This window comes from Chryseobacterium echinoideorum (genome assembly GCF_007474535.1).
GTDB lineage: Bacteria > Bacteroidota > Bacteroidia > Flavobacteriales > Weeksellaceae > Chryseobacterium > Chryseobacterium echinoideorum.
On the sequence record NZ_VKNW01000014.1, the window covers coordinates 29,909 to 44,378 of the forward strand.

General features: G+C 33.2%; 11 protein-coding genes. 8 read left to right on the forward strand and 3 right to left on the reverse strand.

Annotated elements, in window-relative coordinates; translation table 11 throughout:
• Positions 1-37: 37 nt before the first annotated feature.
• The 5 genes from FOL89_RS15825 to FOL89_RS15845 all read left to right on the forward strand — a co-directional run bounded on the left by FOL89_RS15825 (position 38) and on the right by FOL89_RS15845 (position 5,074).
• Positions 38-664, forward strand: a complete 627-nt coding sequence (locus tag FOL89_RS15825; RefSeq protein ID WP_144283740.1) for a chloramphenicol acetyltransferase — start codon at positions 38-40, stop codon at positions 662-664.
• A 78-nt stretch (positions 665-742) separates the two neighbouring features.
• Entirely contained in the window at positions 743-1,378 is a 636-nt protein-coding gene (gene rsmG / locus FOL89_RS15830) for a 16S rRNA (guanine(527)-N(7))-methyltransferase RsmG (protein ID WP_144283741.1), read from the forward strand.
• Between the two features lie 59 nt (positions 1,379-1,437).
• Complete coding sequence (locus FOL89_RS15835) at positions 1,438-1,845, forward strand: hypothetical protein (protein ID WP_144283742.1); 408 nt, start codon at positions 1,438-1,440, stop codon at positions 1,843-1,845.
• Positions 1,845-2,381: a DUF922 domain-containing protein gene (locus FOL89_RS15840; RefSeq protein WP_144283743.1), complete on the forward strand. Its 537-nt coding sequence runs from the start codon at positions 1,845-1,847 to the stop codon at positions 2,379-2,381. Before FOL89_RS15835 ends, FOL89_RS15840 begins: the two co-directional genes overlap by 1 nt.
• Positions 2,378-5,074: a PD-(D/E)XK nuclease family protein gene (locus tag FOL89_RS15845; RefSeq protein ID WP_144283744.1), complete on the forward strand. Its 2,697-nt coding sequence runs from the start codon at positions 2,378-2,380 to the stop codon at positions 5,072-5,074. Before FOL89_RS15840 ends, FOL89_RS15845 begins: the two co-directional genes overlap by 4 nt.
• Positions 5,075-5,120: 46 nt before the next feature.
• Here FOL89_RS15845 and FOL89_RS15850 read toward each other — a convergent pair whose 3' ends face one another.
• From FOL89_RS15850 to FOL89_RS15860, 3 genes are all read right to left on the reverse strand, one after another.
• Entirely contained in the window at positions 5,121-6,299 is a 1,179-nt protein-coding gene (locus tag FOL89_RS15850) for an acyl-CoA dehydrogenase family protein (RefSeq protein ID WP_144283745.1), read from the reverse strand.
• A 61-nt stretch (positions 6,300-6,360) separates the two neighbouring features.
• Positions 6,361-7,101: an NUDIX hydrolase gene (locus FOL89_RS15855; protein ID WP_144283746.1), complete on the reverse strand. Its 741-nt coding sequence runs from the start codon at positions 7,099-7,101 to the stop codon at positions 6,361-6,363.
• A gap of 22 nt (positions 7,102-7,123) precedes the next feature.
• A complete protein-coding gene (locus FOL89_RS15860) occupies positions 7,124-8,308 on the reverse strand; it encodes an MFS transporter (RefSeq protein WP_144283747.1) in 1,185 nt (394 codons plus the stop codon).
• Positions 8,309-8,485: 177 nt separating this feature from the next.
• On the opposite strand from FOL89_RS15860, the gene FOL89_RS15865 reads away from it, so the two are divergent.
• From FOL89_RS15865 to FOL89_RS15875, 3 genes are read left to right on the forward strand one after another with little or no spacing between them, the layout of a single operon-like run.
• The gene (locus tag FOL89_RS15865) at positions 8,486-11,395 is read left to right on the forward strand and encodes a SusC/RagA family TonB-linked outer membrane protein (protein WP_144283748.1); all 2,910 of its coding nucleotides are present in this window, start codon (positions 8,486-8,488) and stop codon (positions 11,393-11,395) included.
• A gap of 11 nt (positions 11,396-11,406) precedes the next feature.
• Entirely contained in the window at positions 11,407-12,951 is a 1,545-nt protein-coding gene (locus tag FOL89_RS15870) for a RagB/SusD family nutrient uptake outer membrane protein (protein WP_144283749.1), read from the forward strand.
• A gap of 2 nt (positions 12,952-12,953) precedes the next feature.
• Positions 12,954-14,387 (forward strand): glycoside hydrolase family 30 protein, encoded by a 1,434-nt coding sequence (locus FOL89_RS15875; protein ID WP_144283750.1) that lies wholly within the window; start codon positions 12,954-12,956, stop codon positions 14,385-14,387.
• The last annotated feature ends 83 nt before the right edge of the window (positions 14,388-14,470 follow it).

Sequence of the window (14,470 nt, forward strand, 5' to 3'; positions counted from 1 at the left end):
AAAATTATAATGCAGAAATTTGCAGAAAAATAAATGAATGAAGGTAATAGATATTGAGAGCTGGAACAGAAAAGAACATTTTGAATTTTTCTCTAAAATGAAAAGTCCGTATTTCGGGTTTACGACAGAGGTAGACTGTACCCAAGCTTATAAAACTGCCAAAGAAAACGGATATTCTTTTTTTGCTTATTATCTTTATAAATCAATGGTTGCTATTAATTCTGTAGATGAACTGAAATTGAGAATGGTTGATGACCAAGTTATTTTATTTGATGATGTTCATGTCGGAAGTACCATTGGAAGAGAAGACGGAACATTCGGATTTTCATTTTTTCATTATTCTGAAGATTTTAAGACTTTTAATGAAAGACTGCAGGAGCAAATAAAAATAGTTCAAAACTCTGTTGGTCTGGGAATCAGTAATGACAGTCTACCAATTAATCATATTCGTCATACGACAATTCCGTGGAATTCCTTTAGCACAATTTTACATCCGACGAATTTTGATCCTAAAGAATGTATCCCGAAAATTGCTTTTGGTAAATTTATTATTCGGGAAGGCAAAAAAATGATGCCGGTTTCTATTGAAGCTCATCATGGTCTTGCAGACGGTATTCATTTGGCAAAATATGTAGAAGAATTCCAAAAGCAACTAAATAATTAAGCTGGAATTTATGTAAAATGCTTGATGAATTTGAGATGAGACAATAAAAACAGTATTTTTGCTTTTTACAACCGGCTTATGTCTATACAAATTATTCTTAAGTATTTTCCTAATTTATCTGATAAACAAATTGAACAGTTTTCAAAACTTGAAGATTTGTATAAAGAATGGAATGAAAAAATAAATGTTATCTCCCGAAAAGATATGGATTCGCTTTATGAAAAGCACATACTTCACTCTTTAGGAATAGCGAAAGTAATGGAATTTGCTCCCGGAACAAAGATTCTGGATATAGGAACAGGCGGTGGTTTCCCGGGAATTCCTTTAGCCATTCTTTTTCCTGAGACACAATTTACCCTTATTGATTCTATTGGAAAAAAAATTACGGTTGTAAATGCTGTAGCCGAAGGTACAGGTTTAGAAAATCTTACTGCAATCCACGGAAGAGCAGAAAAAGTGAAAGATAAATTTCATTTTATTGTAAGCAGAGCAGTTACCCAAATGCCTGAATTTTTGCGCTGGCTGAAAGGAAAATTTGAGAAAGAACAATTTAATGCTAAACATAACGGCGTTTTATATTTAAAAGGCGGAGATTTGGCAGAAGAACTTGCAGGATTAAAGTGCGAACTTTTTAGTCTGAAAAATTATTTTGAAGAAGATTTTTTCGAAACAAAAAAAGTAGTTTATTTATCAAAAGGTAATTTCAATTCATAATTCGGCAGTTATTAGGAATAATTTTTGCTGATTTTAAATTTCAAAACCAATACGCCATCATGAAATCTCTATTAAAATTCTGTTTAATAACATCTTTTTTGGGATTATCTGTTATTTCCTGTAAAGAAGACGAAGACTATGAAACGATAGAATCTGTAGAAAAGGTAAAAATAGACAGTGTAAAAATAGTGAGTGATACAATGTCCGTATTTTCGGTTCAAAGTATCAGAACTTATTCAAAATATCAATCAAAATGTCAGGGATTTTATGGATATGATTATATTCATTCAGGAGAAACTGAAAGAGATATAACTGCATATCAATATTTTACCAACGGCACCTGTCCGCAAGTAGAATATTCAGCAGCGAATCAAATCAACTTCAGTCCGCAAAAAAAAGGAATTTACACCTTTAGGTTTTGGACTGGTGATAATACCTGGATTACGAAAAAAATCGTTGTTAATTAATGAAATATTTATTTGTTATTTTTCTTGTAATGTTTAATTTCTTTTCTGCTCAGAAAATTGAATGGAAAGAAAACAAAAAACTGGTTTGGGAAAACTTCAGAAGTAAAACAAATAATCTTGGAAGTGCCGATGTGGTAGCTTATACACATTGTGGATGGGAATATTCAGTAATTACATCAAGTGATCCTAAAGTTCCTGTAAAAATTGAGATCCAAACTATTTTTAATGAAGATAAGTCCTGGAAAGATGACAAAAGAATCAATGACTATGTTCTTGTTCATGAGCAAAAGCATTTTGATATAGCCGAAATTCACGCAAGAAAACTGAGAAAAGAAGTGGCTGCAAAAATTAAAAATACAAGTGATTTTAATAAATATTTCAGAGCTATCTACGCAAAAATATCTTCCGAATATAGAAATTATCAGGCTGAGTATGATAAAAATACCAAACACGGCATGAATAAAGAAAAACAAACTGAATATAACATCAAGATTGCCGAAGATCTGGAACAATTAAAACCTTACCAAAAACTGTGAAATTCTTAAACAAAATAATTGACGAATTATTAGCTCAAAACAATGATCTGTCACAGTTTAACATTATTTTACCAGGTAAAAGACCTATAGTTTTCATACGTCAGATTCTAGAAGATCGCCAATATTCAGGCTTTCTTCCTGATTTTTTTACGATTGAAGAATTAATTATCAAAATTGTAGACCAGCAAACCATAGACGGAATTTCGCTGTGGCTTTTTGCATTTGAAGTATATAAAAGTTTACATCTTATTCCTAATGATGATTTCTCTGAATTCTTAAAATGGTTTCCCACATTACAAAAGGACTGGGATGATATTTTGAAGTTTTCTGAAAATGATGAAGCTGTTTTGCAGTATATGTTTGATGAAGAGCGCATTAAAGAATGGGCGCAAGATCTGGGAGATGATGAAGTTCCGCGTAAAAAATTCCTCAATTTCTGGAGGAATATGAATATATTTTTACCTGAGCTAAAAAAGAAACTACAGGAAAAAAACTGGGCAACTCCGGGAATGATTCATGAACTGGCAAAACTTAAAATTCAGGATTTTGCCAAAAACAGCAATGACACATTTGTTTTCTGCGGCTTTAATGCATTTACGCCTGTAGAAGAAAAACTGATAAGAAACCTTTTACAGTGGGATAAGGCACAATGTTTTTTTCAGGCTGACCGGTATTATTTTGATGATGAAAGGCAGGAAGCCGGGAAATTTCTCAGAAACCATAAAATGTGGAAGGAATTCAATGATAGCCGTGCATTTCATTGGATAGAAGATGACTTTAATCAGTCAAAAAATATCAATGTATACGAAGTTTCGGGAAATGTTACTCAGACCAAAATTTTACCTGAGATTTTTAAAGATATTAACAATAAGACATTTACCAATACAGCTGTTGTATTGCTGGATGAAAACCTTCTCCCTGCAACTCTGGATGTTATGCATGAAGTGGAAAATCTCAATATTACAATGGGGTTTCCGCTTAAAAATCTTTCATTCTCGAATGCAGTAAAACAATTATTTTACTTGCAAAAACAGCTAGAAAAAAATAAAACTTCATATTATTACAGAGATTTATTTCCAATATTGGAAGAACTTCCGAAGTCGGATGAAGATGACCAGATTATTATTCATTTTAAATCTAAAATAGAAGAAAGGAATATTGTTTATATTTCTCAAAAACTCCTGAAAGAACTACTAGGAAATCTTTCGTACTTCGACCTTCTGCAGAAAGCTGAGTCAGAATATCAATTTTTAGATAATCTTATTAATTTCTGCCAACAGATCAAATGGCTTCAGCTGGATGATATACAGTACGAAAATGTGTCTCATTTTGAAAATGCTTTCCGGCTGATCAAAAACCAGATTACTCCGTATGGTTTTGAAATAAAAATGGAAACCCTTGAGATTCTTATCAATCAGCATATCAATTCAGAAAGTATTGATTTTATTGGGGAACCTCTTAAAGGACTTCAGGTGATGGGGCTTTTGGAAACCAGACTTCTTAATTTTGAAAATGTAATCCTTCTTTCTGTGAATGAAGGCAAATTACCGCTTGGAAACTCACAAAATACCTACATCCCTTTTGATATAAGAAGACATTTTGATCTGCATACTTTTCTGGAAAACGACAGCATTTATGCGTATCATTTTTACCGTCTTCTCCAAGATGCAAAAAATATACACTTGCTTTTTAATGCGTTAAGTTCGGGAGTTAACACTGGGGAAAAAAGCCGATTTATCACACAGATTGAGATGGAAAGTCATCATCAGATCAATCATATTATAGTTGAAAATTCTTCTGATCCTATTATCAATAAACCAATTGAAATTTTGAAGACTCCAATTGTGCTTCAGCAGCTTTCAAAATGGAAAGAGAAAGTTTCAGCGTCTCATCTTACCAGTTATTTGTACAATCCTATAGATTTTTATCTTTCAAAAGTTCTGAACACATCAGAAACCGATGAAATTGAAGAAGAATTATCCATCAGAAATTATGGTAATTTAGTACACTATACACTTCAAGAAATATATGAAAACATTAAAGGTAAAATATTAAAAAATAATGACTTACAAACATCTATTCAACGAATAGATGAATTCATCAACATTGCTATTGAAAAGCTGAAACACCAGCCGGAGTTTTATGACAAAGGAATGAATTTCATCCATAAAGCAATTGCCAGAAAAGTGATTCTAAACATCCTCAGTTATGACCTCGAATTGATAAAATCAGGAAATACACTAGAAATTGTAGACATCGAAAAAAGATTTGAAAATATTGATTTTTATCTGAATAACGAAAAAACTGATAAAGTTTCGTTTTTTGGCTTTATTGACAGAATTGATAAACTTAACGGGACAATAAGAATTATTGATTATAAAACAGCAAAAACAAAAAATCTCACGGTAAAGATTGATGAGCTAAACCAGTCAGATTATTTTCAGAACAGCGAAAGAAAGCAGGCAATGCAACTTTGTCTTTATCAGTATGTTATTCAAAGCTTACCTGAATTTTGGGGTTACCCTGTTGAGACCGGAATCTGGAGTTTTGCAGATGCCAAAAAGGGAGTAGTATCACTGGAATTTGCTCAGGGAAATCTTGATGATGCAATGGTTTCTATTCAGAATTTAATTTTGGAAATTCTGAATCCTGATATAAGTTTTCTCGAAAATATAAAGAATTATAATTTTTGAGAAAACACCTTCAAAGTTTTGAAAACCTTGAAGGTGTGTGCTTAATTTAGAACGCATTAAATCCTGTAATATCAAGACCTGTTATTAGTAAATGAACATCGTGCGTTCCTTCGTAGGTAATGACAGACTCAAGATTGGCAGCGTGACGCATCATCGGGAATTCTCCCATGATTCCCATTCCGCCCAAAATCTGACGAGATTCTCTGGCAATATCAATTGCCATTTTTACATTATTTCTTTTTGCCATAGAAATCTGAGCGGGTGAAGCTTTATGATCATTTTTCAAATTCCCTAATTGCAGACAAAGTAACTGTGCTTTAGTAATTTCCGTTAAAAACTCAGCCAGTTTTTTCTGTTGCAACTGAAAAGAGCCAATAGGCTTTCCGAATTGTTTTCTTTCTTTAGAATATTGTACAGCAGTACAATAACAGTCGATTGCTGCACCTATAACTCCCCAGGAAATCCCGTAACGGGCAGAATTTAAACAAGATAAAGGTCCTTTCAGTCCTGTAACACCGGGAAGAAGATTTTCCTTAGGAACTTTCACATTATTAAATACGAGTTCACCTGTTTTAGAAGCTCTCAGACTCCATTTATTATGAGTTTCAGGCGTTGTAAAGCCCTCCATTCCTCTTTCAACAATTAAACCCTGTACTTTTCCTTCTTCATTTTTAGCCCAAATTACGGCAATATCACAAAGTGGTGCATTGGTAATCCACATTTTTGCCCCATTTAAAAGATAGTGATCTCCCATATCTTTAAAATAAGTTTCCATGGAGCCAGGATCTGAACCGTGATTAGGTTCAGTCAAACCAAATGATCCGATCATTTCTCCCGAAGCTAACTGAGGGAGATACTTTCTTTTTTGATCTTCAGAACCAAACTCGTTTATCGGAAACATCACCAGCGAACTCTGCACTGAGGCAGCAGAGCGTACCGCAGAATCACCTCTTTCCAATTCCTGCATTATTAAACCATAAGAAATCTGATCAAGACCTGAACCTCCGTATTCTTCAGGAATGTAAGGTCCCAAAGCACCGATTTTCCCTAATTCTTTCATCAGATTGGGTAAATCTGTATGATTTTGAGCAGCTTCATCAATATTAGGCATTACAAAACTTTCAACCCAGTCTCTTACAGATTGGCGTATAAGTTTGTGTTCTTCGGTAAGTAGAGCATCAATTCCAAAATAATCCGGGATGCTTGTAAGCGGATAATATGACATGAGATTTAATTTTCCTAAAAATAAGATTTTTTTGTAAGGTTGGGGAAAAAAATTTTCTTTGTTATTTTTTCAAAAATCTATACAAATACGGAGCTTTATTGGCAGATCCGTCATACAATTTTTCCATTCTTTCTAAAGAATTGGTGCTTAGTATCTTGCGCTGAAAATTATTTCTTCTTAGGCTTTCACCTAAAATAGTTTCGTATAAGCACTGAAGATCCTTCATGGTAAATTTTTCCGGCAAAAGATTACTGGCTGCGATTTGCGTATCAATATTCTTGCGGAGATGATTCAAACCTTCTCCTATAATTCTGTCATGGTCAAATGCCATTTCAGGAAGCTTGCTTACTTCAAACCAAGCACAGGATTCATTGAACGCATCCGGAAAAGTATTGGCAAGTGAAAAATCTATCAGACTACAATAACCAACAGTAATAAACCTCTGCAAGATCCAGTGATCCATCGGTACATCCAGTCCTTTATTATTAATTAAGGTTTTATGTACATTGTTTTCAGTACGGTTTACTCTTCCAAAAGTATGGAACTGCTCCAGAAAAAGACCTTTAAGATGAGTTCTTTCATATAATACACGTTCCGCTGCTGCCCGGAGATCCTCATCAAGAAATACAAAACCACCAGGAAGAGAATAGAGATTCAGATCGTGATATTTTAGCAACAAAACCTTCAGTATATTATCATGGAAACCAAAAATAGTACAGTCTACAGAGACATTAGGAATTAAATTCTTACTGTCAATAAGTTCTTTAAGGCTCTCAATATTTTTATTATGGTCAGTTTTCATTTCGTAAAAATAAAATTATTTTTTAAATTTTTCTTGCGAGAAGTCTAAAATAGAAAAAAGAAAGTACCAAAATAACTGTAACTGCTGACAATACATATATTGAGTAATAGTTAAGCAGCTGATTTTCAAATAATATTGAAATTGTCATTGAACTAACTGAACTTCCCAAAGAAGAGAATATTACAATCAGTGAAGTGAAAGTATTAATTTTATCTTTATCAATTTTTGCAATCATTTTTGCATTGATTACAGGGTAAAGTGGAGAAAGAAAAAGCCCTATTAAAGGGAAAATATATACTAAAACCGATGAATTATCGGGAAAAAAGAAAAGCAATACCGAGATACTAACTAAAACAACAATAATAAGTAAAACACAGCCAATAAAATAGCGGTGTAAAGGAAAACGCTGAATTATTTTTGAAGTTAAAGCTCGTCCTATATAGGAAAATACAGCTAAAAAAGAGGTTGCCTGAAGTGCAAAAAAGGAATTGACTTTGAAATGATCTTTGTAAAATGCTGGAAGCCACGAATTGAAACTCTGCTCGGTAAAAACAATAAAAAAGATTACGGCTAAAAAAAATATAATGGGAAGTTTTCCAAAACCTGAGAGATCGGGAAGGAGAGTGGCTTTTATTTTTGAAGGTTCACTAATTTTGATCACCGAAAATAAGTAAACCGTAACAAATGATATAAGTGAGATAAACATAAAACCGAATTTCCAAAACTCCCCGAATTTACTCGAAATAAGCAGCCCGAAACCCATATTTACAACAAAAATACCTACCATATAAGCAGCTTCCACACTATTCATGGTTTTTGCCAGCGATTTTTCTTCGATCATATTGTTGCGAATGATTCCGTAAACACAGATTTTTCCGAGCGCAAAACATGTTCCGATAATGGCAAACCATAATTTATAAAACCAAAAAACTTCAACAAAAGGTAAAATAAGAGAGCAGACTCCAACTAAAAGAAGTGAAAATATCAAAGATTTTTTTGTTCCGAAACGGCTGATAAATCCTACAGCAAAAAGTGAAATAATCGCAATAGGAATATCTTTGAAAGATTCTAAAAAGCCCAGCTTATTATAGTTGATTTTTTCGTCTGAAAGCTGCAGAATTATAATGCCCATGCAGTTGAGCACCATTGAGAAAATAAGGAAAGTAAGCTTTAGCGGAAGTGAAATATTTGGATGCTTAGTAATCATTTTAGAGAAATATTTTAACTTTTTAATGACAGTTTTTAAGATTTTTTTGCCTTTCAGACCTGCCTTCAGTTCCCAAAAATACTGGAAAAATTAAAATAATTATTAAATAAATGTTAATAATTAAAAAAAATATATATTTTTATTGTCTCAATTTGAGAATTAAAAAACTAACTGTATATGAATGTAAAAATATCAAGAAGTTTGGGAGCAATTGCAGTGCTTTATTTTACTGCAAATTTCAATGCCCAAAACACAACTACAGACACAATTCAAAAGGAACAAAAAATTGAAGAAGTAGTAATGATTGGTTATGGTACTCAGAAAAAGAGTAATGTGACGGGAGCAATATCGAGTTTAAAAGCTTCAGATATTGAAGATATTCCAACCGGAAGACCAGAACAGGTTTTGCAGGGTCGCGCTGCAGGGGTATCAGTAATATCAAATTCAGGACAGCCAGGTTCGGCTGCAACCGTAAGAGTACGTGGTATTACGAGTTTTGGGGCTGGAAGTAATGATCCACTTTGGGTTGTAGATGGTATCGTGGTGGATAATATTGCCTGGCTTAATCAGGCGGATATTGAAGGGATAGAAATTCTAAAAGATGGTGCTTCTGCTGCAATCTATGGGGTTTCTGCTGCGAGAGGAGTAATTCTTATTACTACTAAAAAAGGAGCAAAAGGAAGATTGAACTTTTCTTACAATGGGTTTTTCGGTGTTGGAAATGCTGCGAAAAAGCTTGATCTGCTTGATGCTTCTCAGTACGCAACAATAATGAACGAGGCAAACGTAAATGACGGACGAAATCCTTTATTTTCAGATCCTTCATCATATGGCAGAGGAACAGATTGGCAAGATGTTATCTTTAACAGTGCTCAACGCTCATCTCACGACTTTAGCATCAGTGGAGGAAGTGATAAATCTACTTTTTACACCTCTTTCGGATTATATGAGCAGCAAGGTATTGTAATGCGCAATATTTCGAATTACAAAAGATTGAATGCGAGGATTAATTCAACACATAAAGTTCTTGATTGGCTTACAATTGGGCAAACTTTGGCTTATACGCATGTAAAGGCTCAAGGAATTAATGAAAACGGCGAATTTGGCGGACCTCTTAGTTCAGCAATTAATTTAGATCCTATTACTCCTGTAATAGTTACAAATGGTATTGCTAACCAAGCTTTTCCAAGTGATTATAATAATCCTTTCATAATAAGAGATGCAATGGGAAATCCCTATGGAATTTCACATTATGTAAATAAAGAAATGTCTAATCCATTAGCATTTCAGCAGACACAACTTGGGCGAACGAGATATTCAGATGATTTTATAGCTAATGTTTTTGCAGAGGCTAAGTTTTTAAATCATTTTACTTTCAAATCAAGTTTAAACGGTAAATTATCATACTGGGGGAATCAGGGTTTTAGTCCTAAATTCTATTTAAGCCCATCTTATAAAAATGATACTTTCAACAGTCTTTTCAGAGAAACTCAAAAGCGATTTGATTGGAATACTGAGAATACAGTTAATTATCAGAACAAATTCGGAGATCATAATTTAAATGTGCTATTAGGACAAGGTTATTACGAATTTAATATAGCATCTGGACAAAATACAACCTATACCAATTTGCCTGTTAACAGTTGGGAAGACGCTTCATTCAATTTTGATATTTCTCCGGAAAACAGAACTGGTAATGCATGGGATGGTAAAGAAACTCATAAAACATCTTATTTTGTGAGATTAGTTTACGACTACAAAAACAGATACTTGTTTACAGGAACAATGCGTAGAGACGGCTCTTCAAAATTCGGTAGAAATAACCATTGGGGAAATTTCCCGGCAATGTCGTTAGGATGGAATTTATCTAATGAAAATTTCTGGAGAGAAAACAATATTGTTAATAGCGTAAAACTAAGAGGAGGATATGGAGTTTTAGGTAATGATGGCATTGATGATTTTCAGTTTGCAAGTTTTTTAATTCCGGGAAGTAACTATTCATTTGGTAACAATAACATTAATATAGGATACGCTCCTAGTACACTAGAAAATCCAGATCTAAAGTGGGAGAGAACTTCTCAGTTAAACCTTGCAGTTGATCTAAAATTATTTAAGAATTTTGACCTTACAGTAGATGTTTACAGAAAAAAATCAACAGATATTTTAAGAAGAGTTAATATTCCAGGCTATGTTGGAGTAACAAATAACCCGTGGAGAAATATTGGTGATATGAATAATGATGGTCTGGAAGTAAGTCTTGGATATAAAAAGAATTGGGACGACTTCGGAATGAGTGCTAACGGAAACTTCGGATATCTTAAAAATGAGATAACAAGATTAGAAGATGGTAAAAAGTTCGAAAATTTTGCATCTTTTCAATCTATGGGAGCTGTTTCTAGACTACAAGTAGGTTCTCCTTATGGTTCATTTTACGGATATCAAAATGCAGGAATTTTCCAGACACAAGCAGAAATTGATGCTTATAAAAATGCAAATGGAGGTTTAATTCAGCCTAATGCAAAACCTGGAGATTTTAAACGTACTGATGTAAATGGCGATGGTAAAATTACAGAAGATGATTATGTAAATCTAGGTAATTCAGTTCCAAAATACACTTTTGGATTTACATTAAACATGAATTACAAAAATTTCGATTTTATGATTTTTGCTCAAGGGCAGGCTGGAAACAAAATTTTCCAAGGATTGAGAAGATTAGATATTCAGGATGCTAATTATCAGACTGCAATTTTAGATCGTTGGACTGGTGCAGGAACTTCTAATACCATTGCCAGAGTTACAAGAGATGATCCTAATCAAAACTATACAAGAATGTCTGATTATTATCTTCAAAAAGGTGATTATCTGCGTTTAAAATTAGTACAGATTGGATATACACTCCCTAAAAATATTTCTGAAACAATTGGTGCTTCAAAAGTGAGATTCTATGTGACAGGTGAAAATATTGTTACATTCACAAAATACACAGGATACGATCCTGAAATTGCCGGGGGAGATACTTTTGGTATTGATAGAGCTTATTATCCACAAGCCAGAACTTTTTTGTTTGGCGCTAATGTTCAATTTTAATTTTATAAAAAATGAAAAATAAAAGATTTATATATAAAAGTTTATCTGTTTTGCTCTTGGCTGGAGCTACTTTCGGAGCTATTTCTTGTAATGATTCCAATCTTGAAGATGTAAAAAATACAGGGACATTCGATACAGAAAATTATTTTAAAAATGAAGAACAATCATTTAGTGGCTTAGTTGCAGTTTATGATCTTCTGAGAAAGTATTCTGGAGGTTTTGAAAATGATGTTACATTCTTTAACGCAGCATCGGATGATTTTTATTCCGGAGGCGGAAGCTCAACTGATGGTGCTGGTATACAGGGAATGTCAAATTTTACAATCAATCCTATTATTATGCCTGCAAGTTATTGGAGAGATTATTATCAGGGAATTGCTAGAGCAAATCTGTTGGTTGATAGAATTCCCAATGCAACTATGAATGATCAGACCAGAAAAAGATTTATTGCAGAAGCAAAGACACTAAGGTCACTTTATTATTTTGAATTGGTAAGAATGTTTGGGAAAGTTCCATTGATTCTTAAACCTATTAAATCAAATGACGATTATTATAATATTCCACAAGCAACTGTAGCTGAAATTTATAATCAAATACAATCAGATATTTTAGCATCAATTTCAGATTTACCAATGACTACAGGTGGAGCAGAAAAAGGTAGAATAACACAAGGAACTGCAAGAGCAATTTTGGGAAAGATTTATCTGTATAATAAGAAATATAGTGATGCTGCAGCTCAGTTTGAATTGGTGAATGGAACTCCCGGAGGAACAAGCCAATATGGATATAAACTTGTTGCGAATTATGCAGACCTATGGGTAATTGATAATAAGTTTACTACAGAATCTATTTTGGAAGTAATGCATACCAACAAAGGAAATTCTGACTGGAGTTTCTGGGGTTCTGGAAAAGATGAAGGAAATTCTGTTAATCAAATGATAGGTATTATTTCATATGGTAAAGTAGTGCCTCCTGCAGGTGCTCCGGCAAATAATGCACCTGAGATGGTTTCTGGATGGGGTTTTAATCCTATGACTGAAGATTTATTTAATTTTATGCAAGGAGATCCTCGATTAGAAGCTACCGTTTTTAATGCTAAAAAACTAGTTCAGGATGGCAAAATTACTTATTCTGGGGGATATAAAGATACAGGATATTTCCTTAATAAATTTATGCCCAGAGAAGCAGATAAATCTAATTTGCCTGGTACAACAGAGCTGAATTTCCGTCAAAATTATATGGCAATAAGACTTGCAGATACATATCTTATGGAAGCAGAAGCATTAAATGCATCAGGAACACGCGCTCAGGCATTATTAGATGCTGTACGTGCAAGAGTTGGTTTGGCTTCAGTACCTGTTTCAATGCAGGCTATTAAAGACGAAAGAAGAAGAGAATTAGCTGGAGAAGGTCACAGATTTTTTGACTTAGTAAGATGGGGAGATGCTCCGGCAAAATTGGGAACAAGAGGATTCACTGCAGGGAAAAATGAAATTTTACCAATTCCTTTTAATGAGCTTACCAACACAGCTTTGGTACAAAATCCTAATTATTAAAAATGAAGTTTCAAATTTTATATAGTTTCTTTTTAAAAAGTACTGCACTGCTATTTAGCGGTGTGGTACTTTTGCCATTATCATCTTGTAAGTCATTTTCTTCAAATAAAGAAAATCAAATTCAGGTTTGGCTTACAAAAGGAGATGAAAGCATAAAATTACAACAGCAAAAACCAGTAAGTTTTCTAAATTTCTCGAATAACATTCAAAATATTGAAATTGACGATACACAAAAGTTTCAATCTATTGACGGTTTCGGATTTACATTAACAGGTGGTAGTGTAGAAGTAATTAATCGTCTTTCATCAGAAAAAAGAAAAACTTTACTTCAAGAACTTTTTGGAAATGAGGAGAATTCTATTTCTGTAAGTTATTTACGCTTAAGCATTGGTGCTTCAGATTTAGATAGCGAAGTTTTCTCTTATAATGATCTGCCGAAAGGAGAAACCGATGTTTCACTTTCAAAATTTAGTTTAGAAAGAGATAAAGATTTAATTGCAATGTTAAAAGAAATTTTAGCAATCAATCCGAAAATCAAAATCATTGCAGCTCCCTGGTCGCCTCCTGTCTGGATGAAAAGCAATGGAAGTACCATTGGAGGAAGCTTGAAAACCGAATATTATGATATTTATGCAAAATATTTCGTGAAATATATTCAGGGAATGCAGAAAGAAGGAATTACTATTGATGCTATAACTCCTCAAAACGAACCGTTACATCCGGGAAATAATCCTAGTTTGCTAATGGTTTCAGATCAGCAAAGAGATTTCATTAAGCAAAGTTTAGGTCCGATTTTTAAATCAAATAATATTAAAACTAAAATTATTGTTTATGATCATAATTGTAACAAGCCTGAATATGCAATCAATATTTTAAATGATGCTGAGGCTAACCAATATATCGACGGTTCAGCTTTTCATTTATATGAAGGTGATATTTCAGCATTAAGTACAGTTCATGATGCTCATCCAAATAAAAATTTATACTTCACTGAACAATGGACGGGTGCAAAAGGAACTTTCAAAGAAGATTTAAACTGGCATACGAAAAACGTTGTTATTGGCTCTATGAGAAACTGGAGTAAAATTGCTTTAGAATGGAATCTTGCCAATGATTCTGAATTTAAACCACATACTCCAGGAGGTTGTACAGAGTGTAAAGGTGCAATTACAGTTTTGGATAAAGAAAATTTCGCAAAAAATGTGGGATATTATATTATTGCTCATGCTTCAAAATTTGTTCCTGCAAATTCTCAGAGAATAGCATCTACACAAACCGAAAATTTAGCTACGGTTGCTTTTAAAACTCCTGAAGGAAAAACGGTTTTAATTGTTCAAAATAATAATAAATCAGATGAAAGTTTTAATATAAAATATAATCAAAAAACAGCTCTCCTTATAATTGCCGGAAGTTCTGTTGCGACATATATTTTTTAAATTAAAGCTATTATTGATTGATAAAACTTTGTTCTCTTTGTAAAGTAGAATTTCTTAGTGAGCTTAAAAATCAAAAGCATTAT